This is a genomic window from Bradyrhizobium sp. F1.4.3 (genome assembly GCF_040548375.1).
Lineage (GTDB): Bacteria > Pseudomonadota > Alphaproteobacteria > Rhizobiales > Xanthobacteraceae > Bradyrhizobium.
Window position 1 is genome coordinate 21,020 of the sequence record NZ_JBEPRN010000003.1, and the last position, 19,799, is coordinate 40,818.

The following is a 19,799-nucleotide window of genomic DNA, read 5'->3' on the forward strand; positions in this document are numbered from 1 at the left end:
ACGACGAATTGAGCTTGCCGCCCTACCCTGCCTCGATCTCCGCCACGATCCGGCCCGTCGTCACCTGCTCACCCTCGGCAACGTCGATCGCCGCCACCACTCCGTCGATGCCGGCCTTGTGGACGTGCTCCATCTTCATCGCCTCCAGCGTCATCACCGGCTGGCCGGCGGTGACGCGGTCGCCGGGCTTGACCAGCACGGCAACGATACGGCCGTTCAAGGCGGCGCGGACCTTGCCGTCGCCACCGTTGGTTACGGCCGCCTTTGGGGCTGCGAGGGTGAGATCGGTCACCGCGAGCGGGATACCGCGATGCGCCAAAAAGAGCCGGTCGCCGTCGCGCAGGAATTTTGCGCTGTCCATCACGCCGTCGTGGCGGAAGCGGACGGCGTCGGAATCGAGCTTGTCGATCTCGAACTTGTCCTGGCGGCCATCGGCGCCAACGATGTAGCCGCCGTCGCGCTCGCGGGTGACTTCCAGTTCGTGCGTATGGCCGGCGATCTCGATCTTCGCCGGCAGTGGAAACGTCGCCGCAAGACTCCGTCCGCCGCACCATGACGGCGCGAGCCGATTGGTGACGTAGAGCAGCAGACCCGCGAGCGCCGTATCGAGCGCAGTGTCCGTTCGTGGCGCAAGCAGTTCATCGCGATGCGCGCCGATGAACGCCGTCGTCGCCTCGCCCCTGGCAAATCCGGGATGACGCAGGCACGACATCAGGAACGCCTGGTTGGTGGTCACGCCGAAGGCCGTGAGCTGCTCCAGGCCGACGATCAGCCGCCCCCTCGCCTCCTCGCGCGTCGCGCCGTGGCTGACCACCTTGGCGATCATCGAATCGTAGAACGGCGGGATCTCCGAGCCCGATTGCAGCGCATGCTCGACGCGGATACCCTCCGGCACCTGCCAGCGCGCCATGCGGCCGGACTGCGGCATGAAGTCGTGCGCGGCGTCCTCCGAGCACAGCCGCACCTCGATGGCGTGGCCCGAGAAGCGGATGTCCTGCTGCTTCACGGCGAGCTGCTCGCCGCGCGCGACGCATAGTTGCAGTTCGACGAGATCGAGCCCGGTGATCGCCTCGGTCACGGGATGCTCGACCTGGAGGCGCGTGTTCATCTCCATAAAGTAGAACTCGCCGCTTGGGTCGAGCAGGAATTCCAGCGTACCAGCGCCTTCGTAGCGCAGCGCCTTCACCGCCGCGACCGCGACCTCGCCCATCTTCGCGCGCAGCTCGGGCGTCACCGCCGGGGATGGTGCCTCCTCGATCAGTTTCTGGTGCCGCCGCTGCACCGAGCAATCGCGTTCGCCGAGATGGATGGCGTTGCCGTGGCTGTCGCCGAACACCTGGACCTCGATGTGGCGTGGATTCTGGATGGCGCGTTCGAGAATGACCGTCGGATCGCCAAACGCAGCCTTTGCCTCGGAGCGCGCGCTGCGCAGCGCATCCGGGAACGACGCCGCTTCCGTGACGAGCCGCATGCCGCGCCCGCCACCGCCGGCGACCGCCTTGATCATCACGGGGAAGCCGATCTTTTTGGCCTCTGCGAGCATGAAGTCGTCGCTTTGGTTAGCGCCCTGATAGCCGGGCACACAAGGCACGCCGGCCTTCCTCATGATCTCCTTGGCGCCGGCCTTGTTGCCCATCGCTTCGATCGCCTGCGGCGACGGGCCGATAAAGACGAGGCCGGCATCCTTGCAGGCTTGTGCAAAATCCACGTTCTCGGCGAGAAAGCCGTAGCCGGGATGCACTGCATCCGCGCCGCTGGCCTTTGCAGCCGCAATGATGGCGGGGATGTTGAGATAGGATTGCGCCGGCAGCGCTTCGCCGATGCGCACAGCCTGATCGGCTCGCCGCACATGGAGTGCATCGCGATCTGCATCCGAATAAACCGCGACGACACCAAGGCCGAGCCGGCGCGCGCTGCGCATCACGCGCAGCGCGATCTCGCCGCGATTGGCGATCAGGACCTTGAAGAACGGGCGGTGCTGCACTGATCCGTTCCTCATGGGCGGGCCACCGAGAACTGCATGCGCTGGGGCGTGCGCGCGTCGCCCTCGCGACAGATCGCGAGTACCTCTGACAGCACAGCGCGGGTGTCGCGCGGGTCGATCACGCCGTCGTCGAGCACGCGGGCACTGGTCGAGAACACATCCATCTGGCCGTCGAACACGCCGATGATCTGCGCTTTCATGGCGTCGAGCGTTCCTCTCTCGACCGGCTTGCCGCGGCGTGCTGCAGCGGCTTCAGTCACAATCGCCATGGTCTCGGCGGCCTGCTCGCCGCCCATCACGGCGGTCTTGGCGTTGGGCCAGGAGAAGCAGAAGCGTGGATGGAATCCGCGCCCGCACATGCCGTAATTGCCGGCCCCGAACGACGCTCCGCAGTAGATTGTGATCTGCGGCACCGTCGCCGACGTCACGGCCTGGATCATCTTCGAGCCGTGCTTGATCATACCGGCTTCTTCGTAGGCCTTTCCGACCATGTAGCCAGTCGTATTGTTGAGATAGAGCAGCGGCGTGCGGGTCTGGCAGCAGGCCTGGATGAAATGCGTCGCCTTGTTGGCGCCGGCCGGATCGAGCGGACCGTTGTTGGTGATGATGCCAATCGCCTGCCCCTCGATGCGGGCATGGCCGCAGACGGTGGCCGGGCCGTAGTTCGGCGCCATCTCGGTGAAGTCGGAATCGTCGGCGATGCGCGCGATCACCTGCTTCATGTCCACGGAGCGCTTGTGGTCCATCGGCATGATGCCGAGCAGCTCACCTTGGTCGTAGCGCGGCAGCTTGAATGGCGCGGCCGCCCTGCCCGGCCGCTCCCATTCCAGTGCCGCCATGATCTCGCGCGCGATCCGCAAGGCATCGCGGTCGTCCTCGGCAAGATAATCGCCGAGACCGGAGACCTGGGTGTGCATCTCGGCACCACCGAGCTCTTCCTCGGTCGCGATTTCGCCGGTTGCAGCCTTCAGCAGCGGCGGCCCGGCGAGGAAGGCGCGGGTGCGGCCGCGGACCATGACGATGTAGTCGGAGAGCCCAGTCTGGTAGGCGCCGCCGGCGGTCGACGAGCCATGCGTGACGGTGACGACCGGCAGCCCCGCCGCCGAGAGCCGGGCAAGGTTACGAAAGATGTTGCCGCCGCGAACAAAGTCTTCGACGCGGTAGCGTAGCAGATTGGCGCCGGCGCTTTCGACGAGCTGGACGTAGGGCAGTTTGTTCTCCAGCGCGAGCTCCTGCACCCGCAGCGTCTTGTCGAGGCCGTAGGGCTGAAGCGCGCCGGCGTCGATGCCGGCGTCATTGGCGCTGACCATGCAGCGGATGCCCGAAACGAAACCGATGCCGGCGATGACACCGCCGCCGGGCACGCTCTTGTTCGGATCCGGCACGTCGAACATGTAGCCGGCCAGCGTCGACAGCTCGATGAAGGGCGCGCCGGGATCGAGCACCAGCGCGACGCGTTCGCGCGGCAGCAGCTGGCCGCGCTTGTGGAAGCGATCTTTTGCAGCGGCGGATGCGGCACGCGTGCGCTCTTCCAGCGCGCGCATGCGGTCGATCAAAGCGAGCATGCCGTCGCGGTTGGCGTGGTAGGCGGCGCTGCCGGGGGAAATGGTGTTTTCGAGAATGGACATAACTCTATCCTGCTCGTCATTGCGAGGGCGTGAGCTTCGAAGCAATCCAGACTGCGTCTGTGGAAAGATTCTGGATTGCTTCGCTTCGTTCGCAATGACGGTTGAGGCGATACCTACCGATTCGTCCCAAAGATCTTCCGCGCCTCGGCCGGGCTCGCGATGTCGCGGCCGGCGCGCCGGGCGCAGGCGACGATGGCCTCGATCAACTGGCCGTTCGACGTCACTTTCTTGCCGTCGGCGAGATAGAAGGCGTCCTCGAGACCTGTGCGCAAATGGCCGCCAAGCTCGGCGCAGCGCTGGTGTAGCGGCCAGATCTCTTCGCGGCCGATCGCGGTGACCTGCCAATGCGCCCCGGGGCGCTTCAGCTTGATCAGGATCGGCAGCAGGTCGGGATCCGACGGCATGCCGGAGGCGACGCCCATCACAAAATTATATTCGAGCGGGCCCTTGTACATGCCGACCTGGTTGTACATTCCGACGCAGCGCACGATGCCGACGTCGAAGCATTCGAACTCGGGGATGGTGCCAACCGCGTTCATGACGTCGAGATAGTCCTTCACTTTCTCGACCGCGTTGTCGAACATCATCGGCGGCCAGGCCCAGCTATTGTCGGCCTTCACCTTCAGATAATTCAGCGAACCGGCGTTGCAGGCGGCAATCTCCGGCCTGGTCTCACGGATGCAGTCGAGTGCACCGCTGTAATTCGGCCCTGATACCCCCGAGGTATGGTTGATGATCACGCCGGGGCAGGCTTCGCGGATCGCCTGCTGGATTTCCTTGCTGACGCTGACTTCCCAGGACGCCAGATGTCCCTTGTTCGGCGCCTGCTGGCGCAGATGGATGTGCATGATGCTGGCGCCGGCGTCGAACGCAGCCTTGGCCTCGCGCGCCATCTGCTCGGGTGTAACAGGCACGTTGTGCTGCTTCGGGTCGGTGAGCACGCCGTTCAGCGCGCAGGTGATGACGGCCTTGTCGCTCATGCCTCTTCGCCCATGACTTGGAAATCTCGCAGGTTGAGAATTCAACGCTTGCGATCATGTGACGCGCGGCATGTGGCTTCTTGCGCGGAGAAGCTAGCGGAAAAGTGAGATGGCGTAGGGTGAGCAAAGGGGCGCTTGCGCCGTGCCCACCATCTCTCCACGCCCGACGAAAGTGGTGGACACGCTTCCGCCTTCGCTCTTCGAGCTACGGCGGACAAGCCGCTTTGCCCACCCTACGAAGCGATCTCAGCTCGCTTCCGCAAGCCTCACCGTCTCGGTGCTGCGATAGATCGCAAGATCCCGCGAGCCGACGAAGATCGCGCGCGGCTTCAATCCGTAGAACCGGCGGATCGAGTGGCTGAAATGGGTCGAGTCGGGATAGCCGATGTCCTGCGCGAGATGGGCGAGGTTGAGATCCTGGTTGGCGAAGTGGAGCAGGTGCCGCGCACGCTTCCAGGCGCGGAAGGATCGGAACGAGATGCCGGTCTCCTCCTTGAACAGATGCAGGAATCGCGAAGCGGAAAGACCTGCTTCGGCCGCGCATGTATCCGCCGTCACCGGCTCGCCGGAGAAGCGCCCGATACGAGCGACGGCGCGCATCACCCGCGGGTCGAGCACGCGGCGCGGCAACGCCTCGCCAAAGCACATCTCGTCGAATTCGGCGGTGGTAATGTCGTTATAGCGGCGCTGGCGCAGCAGCGCGTAAGCGGCGAGAATCTTGCGGGCATAGACGGCCCTGTCCGGTCCGGTCAATCGCTCAGCCAAGGCCTCGATCACGCCGTCCGGCATGCTTTCGGGCTCGAGCGTCACGCTGATTGCAGTGCGGTAGTCGCTGGCGATGGAATGCCGCTGGTTCGGCAGGGTCACGAACAGCTCGCCGGTGGCGAGGGTATCGTCGATCGTCAAATCCAGGCTGCCCTTGACCGCGACATAGACATGGCAGCAGCCGGGGGTCCGCTTGCGGGGGCGGCCGAGCAGGCCGGCATAGAACACCCGCTCCGGCGTGATCAGCATCAGATGGTCGGATTCGCGACCGTTATCTTCCATTGGGTCCTCCTCGCGCGGCTCTGTGGCCGCTGCGGACGGAGGTCACCTTAGCCTAAATTCAGGCGGTGTCACGGCGGGATAGCGCTGTCATGACGCGCAAAAAGTCGTCATTCCGGGACGGCCATTGGACGAGCCCGGAACCCATCAGCAACATCGTCGTCCCGGCGAAGGCCAAGATCCATACCGCGAGGTCTATCGATCCGGGTGGTGCTACTCCCGAACGATCAATCTTCGCAAAATATCTCCCTGGGGATATGGGTCCCGGCGAAGGCCGGGACGACAAGTAACTTACGCCCTCACCCTCGGCGCAATGTTCTGCTCGACGCCGGCCTTTTGCTCCGCAGCAACCGCGCGCTTGAAGCCGTCACGTTGTTGCAAGCGCGCCCAATAGGCTGCCACATTTGGCCCAAAATCCTTGGCGAGCCCGATATTGTCGGCGAGGCGGAGCGCATAGCCAATGACGATGTCGGCGGCGGTGAAGCGGCCGGCGCACAAGGTTTCGGCATTCGCAGTCGCTGCCTCAACGGCGCGCAGGCGGCCCAGAAACCATTTTGCATAATCGCCGGCAACCTGCGGATTGCGACGCTCCTCCGGCTCGAGCTGGGTGTAGCGGAGCACCAGCGTCTGCGGGAAAGTTAACGTGGCGTCGCTGAAATACATCCAGTTCAGAAATGCGCCATAGGCTGGATCCTGAGGTCCCAACATCAGCGGCGTCGGCCCGTGTTTGATGCCGAGATAGTGGCAGATGCCGGAGGACTCGGTCATCCGCGCCTCGCCGTCGATCATGAACGGGATCGTCCCGAGCGGATTGATCCCGAGATAATCCTTGGCGAAGACCCGCGGCGGGAACGGAAGCATCTTCAGTTCATACGTGAGCCCCATCTCCTCCAGCATCCAGAGCGGGCGGAACGAGCGCGCGGCGTCGCAGTGATAGAGCGTGATCATGAGGTCTTCCCTTTGCTGCCGGGCAGCGTGCCCATCATCTTGCACAGGACCATCAGCATGACCTCGTCGGCGCCACCACCGATCGAGGTCAGGCGGCTGTCGCGATAGGCACGGCTGACCGGCGTCTCGTTGGTAAAGCCCATTCCGCCCCAATATTGCAAGCAGGCGTCGGTGAGCTCGCGCCCGAGCCGGCCGGCCTTCAGCTTGGCCATGGTCGCAAGTTTTGTGACGTCCTCGCCGGCCACCAGCGCTTCGGCGGCGCGATAGATCAGCGCGCGCAGCAGCTCGACCTCGGTCTGCATTTCCGCGAGCTTGAAGTGCACGACCTGGTTGTCGAGGATCGACTTCCCGAACGCCTTGCGGTTGCGGGTGTATTCGATGGTCTCGTTGATGATGTATTCATGCGCTTTGAGGCAGGCGGCGGCACCCCACAGGCGCTCCTCCTGGAACTGGATCATCTGGTAGGTAAAGCCCTTGCCCTCCTCGCCGATCCGGTTGCGCTTGGGCACGCGGACATTGTCGAAGAAGATTTGCGCGGTGTCGGAGGAGCGCATCCCCATCTTGTCGAGTTTTCGCGCGACCGTGACGCCCTGACTCTTCATGGGGACGCAGATTAGCGACTTGTTGCGGTGAACGGGACCATCGCCGGTGTTGGCGAGCAGGCAGATCCAGTCGGCCTGGGTGCCGTTGGTTATCCACATCTTGCCGCCGTTGATGACGTAGTCGTCGCCGTCCGAGCGTGCATTGGTCTTGATCGAGGCGACGTCCGAGCCTGCGCCGGGCTCGGAGACGCCGATGCAGGCGACATAGTCGCCGGAGATCGACGGCACCAGAAATTCGCGACGCACCTCGTCCGAGCCGAACCGCGCCAGCGCCGGCGTCGCCATGTCGGTCTGCACCCCGATCGCCATCGGCACGCCACCGCAAGTGATGGCGCCAAGCTCCTCCGCCATCATCAGCGCATAGGAATAATCGAGACCCGAGCCGCCGAACTCGACCGGCTTGTTCAGCCCGAGGAAGCCGAGGCTGCCCATTGTCTTGAACAGCTCATGCGCCGGGAAGATGTCGGCCTTCTCCCATTCATCGACGTGAGGGTTGATCTCGTTCGCGATGAATTTTTGCAAGGAACGGCGGATCTCGTCATGGTCGGCGGTGAGCAGCATTCTCTTTCCCCTCGTCATTCCGGGGCGGCGCGTAGGGCCGAACCCGGAATCCATATCTCCACGGGAGTGTGCGGCCCGATGGATTCTCAGATGCGCAATTGCGCATCATAGTTCGGGCTTCGCGCGCCCCGGAATGACGGCAATTAAAGCCCCATCTGCCGGCTTGCCAGATCTTTGATGATCTCCTCGGTGCCGCCGCCGATGGCGTTGACCTTGACCTCGCGGTAGATGCGCTCGGCCTTGATGCCGCGCATGAAGCCGGCGCCGCCGAAGATCTGCACGGCTTCCGAGGCGCAGAATGCCATGGTCTGCGTCGCCTGGTTCTTCATCATGCAGATCTCGGCCACCGGGCTCTCGCCCTGCTCCAGCCGCCAGGCCAGCATCTCCAGCATCGCCTGGCTCGCCGCGACCTTCTGCGCCATGTCGACGATCTTGTGGCGGATGACCTGGTGCTGGGCGAGCGGCTTGCCGAAAGTCTTGCGCTCCTTGGCGTAGGCGATCGCCTCGTCGAGGCAGACCCGCGCGAAGGCGGTGCAGCCCGCCGCCATGCCCATGCGCTCGCTGTTGAAGTTCCGCATGATGATCTTGAAGCCCTGGCCCTCCTCGCCGATCAAATTCTCGGCCGGCACACGGCAGTCATCGAAATGCAGCGTCGCGGTGTCGGAGGCCCACCAGCCCATCTTCTTCAGCTTGGTGCGCGACAGGCCGGGCGTGTTGCCCTCGATCAGGAGGAGGCTGACGCCGCCGGCGCCCTCGCCGCCGGTGCGCACTGCAACGGTCAGATAGTCGGCGCGCATCCCTGACGTGATGAAGGTCTTCTCGCCGCTCACGACGTAGTGATCGCCGTCGCGCCGCGCCCTGGTGCGGAGGTTCGCGACATCGGAGCCGCCGCCCGGCTCAGTGATCGCAAGTGCGGAGATCTTTTCGCCGGCGAGCACCTGCGGTAGCACGCGTGCCTTGACCTCCGGCCGCGCCGCGCGCGCGATCGGCGGCGAACCGATGGTGTGGCTCATCAGGCTCGCGCTGACACCACCAGCCCCGGCCTGCGCCAGCTCCTGGCTCGCCACGATCTTCATGAACTGGTCGGCGGCGACACCGCCATATTCCTCGGGGAATCCCAGCCCCAGCAGCCCGATCTCGGCGGCCTTGCGATAGAGCGCGCGGGGGAATTCGCCGGCCTCGTCCCACTCATGGGCGAACGGCTCGATCTCCTTCTCGACGAAGCGGCGCATCATGTCGCGGAAAGCGTCGTGCTCGGCGGTATAGAACGGGCTCTTCATCGCACTTTCGCTTGCTGACGGATTCGTCTCATCTACCATGGCTGGAACATTGGCGGCTCACTTGCGCGGAGTGGCTGACCGGAGGGACAACGCGCCACGCAAGCCGTGAGCTAGCAACTCAACGCAAGACAGCTTTCGTCCCTCGCAGACCAACTCCGTTTCAAAAAAGACGTGCTGCACAAAACTCCGCCTGGCCCCCCAGGGCCATGCCGGGCATGGTGCACGGCAATAAGAATGCAGGCGGCAAAAGACCGCCGAGGGAGGGATTTTTGGCCGTTCGTTACTACGACTGGATCGCCCATCATGGCCGCCGCACACCCGGCAAGGTCGCGGTCATCGACCTCGCGAGCGAGCGCCGCTTCACCTATTCGCAGCTGGATACGCGAGTTTCGCGGCTGGCCTCCTTCCTCCGTGACACGCTAAAGGTCTCACGCGGCGACCGCGTCGCGGTGCTGGCGCTCAACACGACCGATACGCTGGAGGTGCAGTTCGCCTGTGGCCGGCTTGGCGCCGTCTTCGTGCCGCTGAACACCCGCCTCACCGTTCCCGAGCTTCAGTTCATCGTCGGCGACTGCGCGCCGAAGGTGATGATCCACGACACCGATCTCGCCGAAACCGCGCTGACGGTGGCGAAGCTCTGTGGTGTCGCGACGAGTCTGTTGCTGGGTCCTGCCGGCACCTACGAGACCGGCATCGCCGTCGCAAGACCGCTCGAGGCAATCGAGGAGGTCACACTCGATGATGTCTCGACCATCATGTACACATCGGGCACCACGGGTCATCCGAAGGGCGCGACCATTACCCACGGCATGACCTTCTGGAATTGCGTCAATCTCGGCGGCCCCGCCTGTATCGGGCCAGCCTCGGTGCTACTCACCGTGCTGCCGCTGTTCCACACCGGCGGGCTCAATTGCTACACCAATCCGGTACTGCATGCCGGCGGCACCGTGATGATCATGCGCGCCTTCGATCCCGGCACGGCGCTCGGCCTGATCAACGATCCCGCGCAGGGCATCAACGTGTTCTTCGGCGTGCCCGCGATCTACCAATTCATGTCGCAGCATCCGGCGTTTGCGACGACCGATCTCGGCCGGCTGATCGTCGGCGGTGTCGGTGGCGCGCCAATGCCGGTGCCGTTGTTGAAGGTCTGGGAGGCGCGCGGCGTCGCGCTCCAGCAGGGCTACGGCATGACCGAGACCTCGCCCGCAGTGCTGGTGCTCGATCGCGAGGATGCGGCGCGGAAAGCGGGCTCCGCCGGCAAGCCGGTGCTGCACACGGAGGTGCGGATCGTGCGCCCCGACGGCAGCGACGCCGATGTCGGCGAGCTCGGGGAGCTCTGGGTCAAGGGGCCGAACATCACGCCGGGCTACTGGAACAGGCCGGAGGCGAACAAATCCTCCTTCACCGATGGCTGGCTGCACACCGGCGACGCCACCCGCGTCGATGAAGAAGGCTTCTACTACATCGTCGACCGCTGGAAGGACATGTACATCTCCGGCGGCGAGAACGTCTATCCGGCCGAGGTCGAGAACGTGCTGCACCAGATCGCCGCGATCGCGGAAGCTGCTGTGATCGGCGTTCCCGATCCACAATGGGGCGAGGTGGGCCTCGCCATCGTCGCGGTCAAGCCGGGCCAACGGCTGAGCGAGACCGATGTCTTGGCGCACTGCGCAGCCAATCTCGCGCGCTTCAAATGTCCGCGCCAGGTTCGCTTCGTCGATGCACTGCCGCGCAATGCCACCGGGAAGATCCACAAGCCGACCTTGCGCAAGGAATTTTCCGTGACCTCGGAAATCGACAAGAAAGTCGCCAACGCCTGACCAAAGCGCCCCTCTCGCGGGCGCTTCTTCTTTTCTGACGTGCCTGTCTCCAACCAAGAAACCCAAGGAAATTTCATGAAGAGGAAACTCTCCCTGCTTGCCGCCGCAGCGGCCCTGGCATTGCTCACGACCCAGGGCGCCCAGGCGCAGAAGGCATACGACACCGGCGTCACCGACACCGAGATCAAGATCGGCAATGTCGAGGCCTATTCGGGCCCGGCTTCCGCCTACGGCGTGATCGGCAAGACCGAGGAAGCCTACTTCAAGATGATCAACGACCAAGGCGGCATCAACGGCCGCAAGATCAACTTCATCTCCTATGACGACGGCTATTCGCCGCCGAAGACCGTCGAGCAGATCCGCAAGCTGATCGAGAGTGACGAGGTGTTCCTGGTGTTCAACGCGCTGGGCACGCCGACCCAGACCGCCGTGCAGAAATATCACAATTCGAAGAAGGTGCCGCAGCTCTTCCTCGCCACCGGCGCCAGCAAGTGGAACGACCCGCACACCTTCCCCTGGACCATGGGCTTCCAGCCGAGCTACCGGGTCGAGGCGCGGATCTTCGCAAAATACATTCTGAAGGAGAAGCCGGATGCGAAGGTTGCGATCTTCTATGCCAACGATGATTTCGGCAAAGACTACCTCGCCGGCATCAAGGACGTATTCGGCGACAAGGCCTCGAAGCTGATCGTGGCTGAAGAAAGCTACGAGACATCGGAGCCCTCGATCGACGCTCATATCGTCAAGCTCAAGGACACTGGCGCCGATGTCTTCGTGAACATCGCGACCCCGAAGTTCGCGGCGCAGGCCATCAAGAAGATCGCCGAGCTCGGCTGGAAGCCGATGCATCTGATGACCGACGTCTCGGTGTCGATCGGTGCGGTGATGAAGCCGGCCGGCCTCGAGGCATCCGAAGGCGTGCTGTCGGCCGGTTACCTCAAGGATGCGTCCGATCCGCAGTGGAAGGACGATGCCGGCATGAAGAAGTTCATGGCCTTCATCGACAAGTACATGCCGGGTGCGAACATTTCGGACGCCAATCTGGTTTACGGCTATGCCGCAGCCCAGACGATGGTGCAGGTGCTGAAGCAAGCCGGCGACAATCTGACCCGCGAGAACGTGATGAAACAGGCCGCCAGCCTGAAGGACTTCACTCCCGACACGCTGATCCCGGGGATCACGATCAATACCTCGTCCACCGACTTCGCGCCGATCGAGCAGCTCAAGATGTGGCGTTTCAAGAGCGGCCAGTGGGAACTGTTCGGCCCCATCATCAGCGCCGAGCCCAGCGGCTAGGTCGCGACAGACCTCAATGAAATAGCGGCCGAAGGGCCGCTATTTTTTCATGTGCCCCGCTAAGGCGAACTAAGCCGGCAGGAAGAGTGCGAACGATTCGTCAACCGTGCGGCGCAGGTGATCGCGATAGAGTGCATGGTTGGCTTCACCAGGCGCGACCCGTCCCAGCGACGGCTCCGGGACGTTCCTGAGCGGCACAAAGGCGATCGGCGCCGCAATCGGTGTCAGTTGCGAGCCTGAGCCGGCACGCAGCGTCGAGATGATGCCGTACATCTCGCCGGCCACCGTCGGCCGCGACACCGTGATCACGCGATGCTGGCCGTGCTTGTTGATAACGAGATAGATGAAACCGGACTGGTGCGGTACCGCAACCTCGCCGGTGTGCTCATAGGCCGCGTCCGTCCGCTCGCCCTCGCGGAAGACCAGCGAGGAGACTTTCGGCTCCCAGACGATCTCGGTGCGGTAGGCGAAGATCGCATCCTTGTCGCCGAACGACGGCCGCAGCGTGATGTAGACATCTTCGAGCCAGGTCACCGCGCGATGCGAATAGGAGCCGAGGCTGTCGGGCGCGACATCGTTTGCGGCCGGAGGCGTCACCACAACAGCGCTCTTGCGCAGGGAGACGCCCAACGCCTGCTCCAGCCGGACCGTCGTTGCCAGTGTGAACGGCCGGCGCCCGCCGAGCACTTTTTCCAGCGTCGACAGGCTGAGCTTGGCCTGCTCGGCCAACGCCTGCCGCGAGATCCGGCGTCTGGCGAGCTCCTCGCGGATGGTCTCCGCGATCTCGCGGCTTTGCTCGTCCGAAAGCTGCCTGTCGGAGAGTTTGTCCTGAGTCTGCATCGTTAACCCTGCTCCACGAGCGCCAGTCTAGCAGGGCAGACAAGGCAGCACAAAACCGCACATGGCGGCCTCGGCGGCGGCCCACCCGGGCCAGCCGCGGCGGAACATTGCCGATCATTCTGCTCGCGAAATCGGCCCGTCCCGACGGATGCTCGATGTCGTCAAACACCCTTCGGGAGCAGGCAAAATGAACACCTACGACGCGGTCGACAGCAACGAGCACCCTCTCTTGGGCAGGCTGATCAAGCTCGGACTGTTCCTTCTGGTGCAGGGCGTGGCCGTGCTGCTGGTTGGCTTCGTAGCCCTGCTGGTGAGCTTCGAGCCCAGTTGGTCGGCGACGACGGAGCAGGCCAACCTGCTCCAGTCGGGCGATGCCCGTTCCGGCACTCTCCTCCTGAAGGAGGACGGCGCCACTACGGAAGCCATCCGCCTCGGGATCGACGTCGACATCACGGTGTCCGGTCCGACGCTGCGCACCCGCGTCACCCAGGTCTTCCGAAACCCGACCAAGGACTGGGTCGAGGCGACCTATGTCTATCCGCTTGCCACCGACGGCGCCGTCGACACGCTGAAGATGGTGGTCGGCGACCGCGTCATCGTCGGCGACATCAAGGAGCGGCAGCAGGCACGCGTCATTTACGAGCAGGCGCGCCGCGCCGGACAGACGGCTGCGCTCACCGAGCAGGAACGGCCCAACATCTTCACCAACTCGGTCGCCAATGTCGGTCCCGGCGAAACCCTGCTGGTGCAGATTGAATATCAGGAGCCGGTGCATCAATCCGGCAGTGAATATTCGCTGCGCGTGCCGCTGGTGGTCGCGCCGCGCTACAATCCGGCGCCGATCGTACAGAGCGTCGATTTCCGCAAGGACGGCTCAGGCTGGGGCGCAACCACATCGGACCCGGTGCCGGACCGCGACCGCATCTCACCGCCGGTACTCGATCCCGCCAAGAATCAGCCGGTCAATCTGACCAGCATTACTGTACGTCTGAAGGCCGGCTTCGCGCTCGGCGAGGTGAAGAGCCACCACCACAACGTCAGGATCGAGAGCCCGGACAGCACGACGCGGGTCGTCACGCTGGCCGATGGCACCGTGCCCGCCGACCGCGATTTCGAGCTGACCTGGAAGCCGGCGGCCGAGAAGGCGCCGTCGGTCGGGCTGTTCCGCGAGCATGTCGGCGACGCCGACTACCTGCTCGCCTTCGTCACACCGCCTGCCGCCGAGCAGGCGACGCAGAAGCCGCTGCCGCGCGAGGTCGTGTTCGTGATCGACAATTCCGGCTCGATGGGCGGCACCTCGATCGTCCAGGCCAAGGCGAGCCTGCTCTATGCCCTCGGCCGGCTTCAGCCGAACGACCGCTTCAACGTCATCCGCTTCGACGACACCATGGACGTGCTGTTCGCGACCTCCGTGCCGGCCGATGCCGCGCATGTCGGTGAGGCGACCGCGTTCGTCGGCGCGTTGCAGGCGCGCGGCGGCACCGAGATGGTGCCGGCGATGCGTGCGGCGCTGACCGACAAGCTCGGCGACACCAGCATGGTCCGTCAGGTCGTATTCCTCACTGACGGCGCGATCGGCAACGAGCAGCAATTGTTCGAGACGATCACGGCGATGCGTGGCCGCTCGCGCATTTTCATGGTCGGCATTGGATCAGCGCCCAACACCTATCTGATGACGCGCGCTTCCGAGCTCGGCCGCGGCGCCTTCACCCATATCGGCTCGGTCGAGCAGGTCGAGGAGCGCATGCGCGGCCTGTTCGCCAAGTTGGAGAACCCTGCGGTGACCGGCCTCGCCGCAAAGTTCTCCGAAGCCAAGGCCGACGTTACGCCTGCGATCATCCCCGACGTCTACCGCGACGAGCCGCTGGTGCTTGCGGCGAAGCTCGACAAGCTCGCGGGTTCGCTCGAGATCAAGGGGCGCGTCGGCGACCGTCCGTGGTCGGTGACGCTGCCGCTGCAGAATGCTGCAGAAGGCAAGGGCCTGTCGAAGCTCTGGGCGAAGCGCAAGATCGGCGATGCGGAAGTGGCGCGCACCCTGCGCGAGACGACGCCTGAGGATACGGACAAGGCGATCCTTGCGCTGGCGCTCGACCATCAGATCGTCACGCGGCTGACCAGCCTGGTTGCGGTCGACAAGACGCCGAGTCGTCCCGAAGGCGAGCCGCTCAAGCTCAGCGAGCTGCCGATCAACCTGCCGGCCGGCTGGAATTTCGCGAAGGTGTTTGGCGAGCGGCCGCAGCAGGCGCCGACACAGTTGCGCGAGCGCCGTGCCGATGCGGGCAGTCAGCCCGCGGCCAGGCGACCGGCACCTGCCGCGCCCGATGCGATCCGCCTGCCCAAGACCGCAACCTCGGCCGAGCTGAAGATGGTCGCAGGCCTGATCCTGATCGTGCTCGCCCTGATCCTGTTCGTATTCAACCGGCGTCAGCCCTTGCTCACTGACGCCGCTTGAGAGAGGAGCCCCCCGAACTCCTCTCCTTCAGCGCGCGCGGCTGCCCCGTCCCCATCCCAACAGCCGCGCGCGTTTTTTTACCGTCATTGCGAGCGTAGCGAAGCAATCCAGGCTGCTTCCGCGGAAACACTCTGGATTGCTTCGCTTCGCTCGCAATGACGAGTGTGGAACAAATGCCCCGCTTTATCTCTCCTCTCGTTCTCGCGCTCGTCGGCGCCATCCTGTTTGGCGATGGCGTCTACATCCACGCCAAGGCTTGGTTCGCGCAGGTGCTGCTGGAGCGCGCATTCGACAGAAGCGTTGCGACGGGCCAGACGGTCAAGCCGTGGTCCTGGGCCGATACCTGGCCGATCGCACGGATCGAGGTGAAGCGGATCGGCGCCAGCACCATCGTGCTCGCGGGCACCAGCGGACAGGCGCTTGCCTTCGGGCCCGGTCATATCGACCAAACGGTTGATGCCGGCGAGCACGGCATTGCTGTATATGCGGCGCATCGCGACACGCATTTCCGCTTCTTGCGAAATGTTGCAATTGGCGACGTGATCGAGATCACACGCCGCGACGGCAGGCACTTCCGCTATCGCGCGGATTCCTCCGCCGTGGTTCATTTCGATGCATCGGGCATCGATCCGGCGACAGAGGATGCTGAACTTGTACTCACCACCTGCTGGCCGTTCGACGCCGTCGCGTCCGGCCCCGAGCGCTACATCCTTCATGCCACGCTGGTTGGAAACGGCGGCTAGGTTTTCTGTCGCGCCTTCTCAAACTGCGCATAAATTCGCCGGGCCAAATCGTCGCATGGAACCTGTGAACTGGCGCCGCCAGCCGTAGACCTCGTAGACCTACAAGAATGCCGGGATTTTCCTATTCTGGAATCGGCGGGGAAGAAGCCGTAGATGGACGAAGAGTTCAGGCAGCGTCTCGAACAGAGATTGGAGCAGCTCGAAAACCGCGTCGCGTTACTGGAAAGAAACCTGGATCTCATCGCGTCCGGCCAGCGGCGCACCTCCCTTCGCAGCCTCTGGCGGCGCCCGCCGATGTGGACCTTCGAGCAATATCCGCCGCGCCTGCTCAACCTGAATGCGTTCAGTCCCGCACCCGCTATCCCGGCAAACGCGCCGCGGATCGCGATCCGTGACGCCGAGCTACAACCATGCGCAATATCTCGGCGCCACGATCGACAGCATCGTCAGCCAAGCTTATCCGAACCTTTACTATCATGTGCAGGACGGCGCTTCGATCGACGGCACGCTTGATCTGCTGAAAGGCCGCGGCGGCCGTATCAGTTGGAAGAGCGAGCCGGACAAGGGCCAGTCGAACGCCATCAATCTCGGCTTTGCCGGCGTCGACAGCGAGATCATGGCCTATCTCAACAGCGACGACATGCTGCTGCCCGGGACGCTCGCCTATGTCGCCAACTATTTCACGGCGCATCCCGACGCCGACGTCGTCTACGGCAACCGCATCTTCATCGATCGCGAGGGGCTCGAGGTCGGCCGCGCCGTGCTGCCGCGCCATGACGGCAAGGCGCTGCAATATGCCGACTACATTCCGCAGGAAACGATGTTCTGGCGCAAGCGCGTATGGGACAGGATCGGACCGATCGACGAAAGCTTCCACTACGCAATGGACTGGGACTTCATACTGCGGGCGCAGGCCGCCGGATTCAAGTTCGTGCGCCTGCCGCGGTTTCTGTCCTGCTTCCGCATCCATGACGCGCAGAAGACCGCGGCAACCTATTCGGTCGGCGTAAAAGAAATGGGCATCTTGCGGTGCCGCGTTCTCGGATTCGATCCGACGCAGATGCAGATCCGGCGCGCCGTCGCTCCTTATCTCGCACAGCAAGTGGCCTATCACTATGGCTACAAGTGGGGCCTGCTGCGATACTGAACACGCCGCGGTCACCCACGCTGATACGTCGCTCATTCCATCACGCGGCATACCACCCTCACGGTTGCCACTGCGGAGAACTCGCCATAGAACAGAGCGACGCGCCGCCAAGAAAAACAACAGGTGAGGTCACGCCATGGAAGCTCAGGTGTCTGCTGCGTCAGTCTCTCCTTGGTCTCCGCCGCCCGATGCCAGCGAAATGGTCAAAGGCATCCACGCCATGCTGCATCCGCACAACATCGTGCTGGTGGGCGCGACCGACAAGCCGGGCAATTATGCCGAGCGCATCTGGAACAATTTGATCAAATACGGCTTCGAGGGCGGGCTCTACCCGGTCAACGCCAAGCGCGAAGCCATCTGGGGCGTCCCCTGCTACAAGGACTTTGCCAGCCTCCCGGAAAAGCCTGATCACGTTCTGGTGCTGGTGCCCGCACGCTTTGCCGTGCAGGTGATCCGCGACGCTGCCGCGGCCGGCGCACGGTCGGCCACCATCGTCACCTCGGGCTTCAGCGAGTTGCAGGATGAGGAGAGCCAGAAGCTCGCCGCCGAATTGCAGGCGGCCGTGCGCGAGACCGGGCTGGCCGTCACGGGTCCGAACTGCCTTGGCAATTTGAGCGCGGGCGAAAAGCTGTTCACCAATATCGACGACCGCATCGTCACCATGGAACAGGGCGCAGTGGCGATCGCCGGGCAGTCCGGCGCCATCGTCATGGCGATCCGCCAGGCGCTGGAAGATCGCGGCGTCGGTGTCGGCTACATGGTCACGACCGGCAACGAGACCGGGCTCGAGACACCGGACCTGATGCGCTATTTCGCCGAGGATCCGAGCGTCAAGGTGATCGTGGTCTATCTCGAAGGCGTGCGCAACACCAAGGCTTTTCGCGATGCCTGCAAGGCCGCGCGTGCTGCAAGCAAGCCCGTGATCGCACTCAAGCTCGGCTCGTCAGAGGGCGGCCGCGCCGCCGCGATGGCGCATACTGGCGCGCTCGCTGGCTCGATCGAGACGTTCGACGCGATTGCGACCCGCGAGGGCGTGATCCGCGTGCGCGGCCTCGACGAGCTGATCGAGACCACCGAATGTTTCGTCCACGCCGCGCTACCCAAAGGCGACCGGCTCGCCGCAGTCACGCTGTCCGGCGGCAAGCGCGGCATGCTGATCGACGCCTTCTATGCCGCGGGACTGAATTTCGCGCCGCTGAGCCCGCATGTCAGCTCGGAACTTGCAAAAATGCTCGGGCCGGGCTCGATCGTCGGCAATCCGCTCGACGCAGGCTTCGCCGCGGTGGTCGATCCTTCCGTCTACATGAAGTCGATCAAGCTGATGATCGACGATCCCGACATCGATATCGTCATTGTCGATGCCGAGCTGCCGAAGGCACCGCATGAGCTGCGCGAGCGCAATTTACGCATCGTCGACGAGATGGCGGGCCGGGCTTCGAAGCCGGTGATCTATATCAGCGCGATGTCGATCGGCTTCACCGAATTCACCAAGGGCTTGCGCAAATCGCTGCCGCATCTCGCAGTCATGCAGGGCATGGACCGCGCGGTGACTGCGATCAAATCCCTGCTCGACTATGCCAGGCTGCGCAAGGAAGTGCCGGACATCGCCTCGAGCTCAAGGCCTGCCGCGCGTGCTGTGCTGGAGAAGGCGCTGACATCGGCAACCGGCGCCGCCCTCGACGAGGTCGCCTCGAAGAAGCTGCTGAAGGCCTACGGTATTCCGGTCTCGAAGGAAGGAATCGCGCAGACGACAGTGGAGGCCGTGAAGATCGCCAAGCAGATCGGCTATCCCGTCGTAGCCAAGGTGGTCAGCGCCGAGATCCTGCACAAATCCGACATCGGCGGCGTGGTGCTGAACCTCAACAACGCGGCCGAGGTGAAGAAGGCGTTTGCCGACATCACGGCGCGGGTGAAGAAGCTGAAGGGCAAGCCGAAGCTCGACGGCATCCTGATCGCGCAGCAGGTCAGGGCTGATCTCGAACTCGTGGTCGGCGCCTCGCTGGATGCGGAGATGGGGCCGGTCGTGCTGTTCGGTACCGGCGGCATCGATATCGAGCTGATGAAGGACGTGGCGCTCGCCGGCGCACCGCTCGACGAGGACGAAGCGCGGCTTTTGATCGGACGCACCAAGGCCGGCGTCAAGATGCACGGCTATCGTGGCAAGCCGGCGTTGCATGAGGCCTCCGCGGTCAAGGCGCTGGTTGGACTCTCCAACCTGATCGCGGATGCCGGCGACCGGATCGCATCGATCGACATCAATCCGTTCCTGATCAACGCCAGGACCGGCGTCGCCGTCGACGCCCTGATCGTACTGAACAATGCTGCGGCAAAACGCTCCGCCGGGCATTGAAGAGCCGTAGGGCGGAAGAGCCACCGGCTCCGCGTAATCCGCCATCTTGTATCCAAAGGCCGCAAGAGATAGGGCGGGTTGCGCTTCGCTAACGCGCCCTCCTTAACATCACGACCGAAGCATC

At 64.0% G+C, this 19,799-nt stretch carries 13 protein-coding genes and 1 pseudogene; 6 read left to right on the forward strand and 8 right to left on the reverse strand.

All coding sequences use genetic code 11. The features are described from left to right. Window positions 1–22: 22 nt before the first annotated feature. From ABIB73_RS12165 to ABIB73_RS12195, 7 genes are all read right to left on the reverse strand, one after another. On the reverse strand, window positions 23–1,999 hold the full coding sequence (locus tag ABIB73_RS12165) for an acetyl/propionyl/methylcrotonyl-CoA carboxylase subunit alpha (protein WP_354224332.1): 1,977 nt from the start codon (window positions 1,997–1,999) through the stop codon (window positions 23–25). Next, a complete protein-coding gene (locus tag ABIB73_RS12170; RefSeq protein WP_354224334.1) occupies window positions 1,996–3,612 on the reverse strand; it encodes an acyl-CoA carboxylase subunit beta in 1,617 nt (538 codons plus the stop codon). Before ABIB73_RS12170 ends, ABIB73_RS12165 begins: the two co-directional genes overlap by 4 nt. A 113-nt stretch (window positions 3,613–3,725) precedes the next feature. Then, on the reverse strand, window positions 3,726–4,592 hold the full coding sequence (locus tag ABIB73_RS12175) for a beta-keto acid cleavage family enzyme (RefSeq protein ID WP_354224336.1): 867 nt from the start codon (window positions 4,590–4,592) through the stop codon (window positions 3,726–3,728). A gap of 246 nt (window positions 4,593–4,838) precedes the next feature. After that, complete coding sequence (locus ABIB73_RS12180; RefSeq protein ID WP_354224338.1) at window positions 4,839–5,639, reverse strand: AraC family transcriptional regulator; 801 nt, start codon at window positions 5,637–5,639, stop codon at window positions 4,839–4,841. 288 nt (window positions 5,640–5,927) lie between these two features. Next, window positions 5,928–6,584, reverse strand: coding sequence for a glutathione S-transferase family protein (locus ABIB73_RS12185; protein WP_354224340.1), 657 nt, complete (start codon window positions 6,582–6,584; stop codon window positions 5,928–5,930). Beyond that, window positions 6,581–7,747 (reverse strand): acyl-CoA dehydrogenase family protein, encoded by a 1,167-nt coding sequence (locus ABIB73_RS12190; protein WP_354224342.1) that lies wholly within the window; start codon window positions 7,745–7,747, stop codon window positions 6,581–6,583. Before ABIB73_RS12190 ends, ABIB73_RS12185 begins: the two co-directional genes overlap by 4 nt. A gap of 143 nt (window positions 7,748–7,890) precedes the next feature. After that, window positions 7,891–9,027, reverse strand: coding sequence for an acyl-CoA dehydrogenase family protein (locus ABIB73_RS12195; RefSeq protein ID WP_354224344.1), 1,137 nt, complete (start codon window positions 9,025–9,027; stop codon window positions 7,891–7,893). Between the two features lie 269 nt (window positions 9,028–9,296). On the opposite strand from ABIB73_RS12195, the gene ABIB73_RS12200 reads away from it, so the two are divergent. Next, window positions 9,297–10,847 (forward strand): acyl-CoA synthetase, encoded by a 1,551-nt coding sequence (locus ABIB73_RS12200; protein WP_354224346.1) that lies wholly within the window; start codon window positions 9,297–9,299, stop codon window positions 10,845–10,847. Between the two features lie 75 nt (window positions 10,848–10,922). Next, on the forward strand, window positions 10,923–12,143 hold the full coding sequence (locus ABIB73_RS12205; RefSeq protein ID WP_354224348.1) for an ABC transporter substrate-binding protein: 1,221 nt from the start codon (window positions 10,923–10,925) through the stop codon (window positions 12,141–12,143). A 69-nt stretch (window positions 12,144–12,212) separates the two neighbouring features. Here ABIB73_RS12205 and ABIB73_RS12210 read toward each other — a convergent pair whose 3' ends face one another. Beyond that, complete coding sequence (locus tag ABIB73_RS12210; protein ID WP_354224350.1) at window positions 12,213–12,983, reverse strand: helix-turn-helix transcriptional regulator; 771 nt, start codon at window positions 12,981–12,983, stop codon at window positions 12,213–12,215. A gap of 187 nt (window positions 12,984–13,170) precedes the next feature. Here ABIB73_RS12210 and ABIB73_RS12215 point away from each other — a divergent pair, with 187 nt between their 5' ends. From ABIB73_RS12215 to ABIB73_RS12230, 4 genes and pseudogenes are all read left to right on the forward strand, one after another. Continuing rightward, window positions 13,171–15,435, forward strand: a complete 2,265-nt coding sequence (locus ABIB73_RS12215) for a marine proteobacterial sortase target protein (protein WP_354224352.1) — start codon at window positions 13,171–13,173, stop codon at window positions 15,433–15,435. A gap of 173 nt (window positions 15,436–15,608) precedes the next feature. Then, the gene (locus ABIB73_RS12220) at window positions 15,609–16,178 is read left to right on the forward strand and encodes a class GN sortase (RefSeq protein WP_354224354.1); all 570 of its coding nucleotides are present in this window, start codon (window positions 15,609–15,611) and stop codon (window positions 16,176–16,178) included. A gap of 153 nt (window positions 16,179–16,331) precedes the next feature. Then, window positions 16,332–17,325: pseudogene (locus ABIB73_RS12225) on the forward strand (glycosyltransferase family 2 protein). A 136-nt stretch (window positions 17,326–17,461) separates the two neighbouring features. Next, on the forward strand, window positions 17,462–19,675 hold the full coding sequence (locus tag ABIB73_RS12230) for an acetate--CoA ligase family protein (RefSeq protein WP_354224356.1): 2,214 nt from the start codon (window positions 17,462–17,464) through the stop codon (window positions 19,673–19,675). Window positions 19,676–19,799 lie beyond the last annotated feature (124 nt).

Excerpts from the sequence above, each read along its gene's own strand:
- ABIB73_RS12230 (WP_354224356.1), top strand. The coding sequence starts at position 17,462 with ATGGAAGCTCAGGTGTCTGCTGCGTCAGTCTCTCCTTGGTCTCCGCCG.
- ABIB73_RS12220 (WP_354224354.1), top strand. The coding sequence starts at position 15,609 with ATGCCCCGCTTTATCTCTCCTCTCGTTCTCGCGCTCGTCGGCGCCATC.
- ABIB73_RS12195 (WP_354224344.1), bottom strand. The coding sequence starts at position 9,027 with ATGAAGAGCCCGTTCTATACCGCCGAGCACGACGCTTTCCGCGACATG.
- ABIB73_RS12215 (WP_354224352.1), top strand. The coding sequence starts at position 13,171 with ATGAACACCTACGACGCGGTCGACAGCAACGAGCACCCTCTCTTGGGC.
- ABIB73_RS12210 (WP_354224350.1), bottom strand. The coding sequence starts at position 12,983 with ATGCAGACTCAGGACAAACTCTCCGACAGGCAGCTTTCGGACGAGCAA.
- ABIB73_RS12205 (WP_354224348.1), top strand. The coding sequence starts at position 10,923 with ATGAAGAGGAAACTCTCCCTGCTTGCCGCCGCAGCGGCCCTGGCATTG.
- ABIB73_RS12175 (WP_354224336.1), bottom strand. The coding sequence starts at position 4,592 with ATGAGCGACAAGGCCGTCATCACCTGCGCGCTGAACGGCGTGCTCACC.
- ABIB73_RS12185 (WP_354224340.1), bottom strand. The coding sequence starts at position 6,584 with ATGATCACGCTCTATCACTGCGACGCCGCGCGCTCGTTCCGCCCGCTC.
- ABIB73_RS12165 (WP_354224332.1), bottom strand. The coding sequence starts at position 1,999 with ATGAGGAACGGATCAGTGCAGCACCGCCCGTTCTTCAAGGTCCTGATC.
- ABIB73_RS12180 (WP_354224338.1), bottom strand. The coding sequence starts at position 5,639 with ATGGAAGATAACGGTCGCGAATCCGACCATCTGATGCTGATCACGCCG.
- ABIB73_RS12170 (WP_354224334.1), bottom strand. The coding sequence starts at position 3,612 with ATGTCCATTCTCGAAAACACCATTTCCCCCGGCAGCGCCGCCTACCAC.
- ABIB73_RS12190 (WP_354224342.1), bottom strand. The coding sequence starts at position 7,747 with ATGCTGCTCACCGCCGACCATGACGAGATCCGCCGTTCCTTGCAAAAA.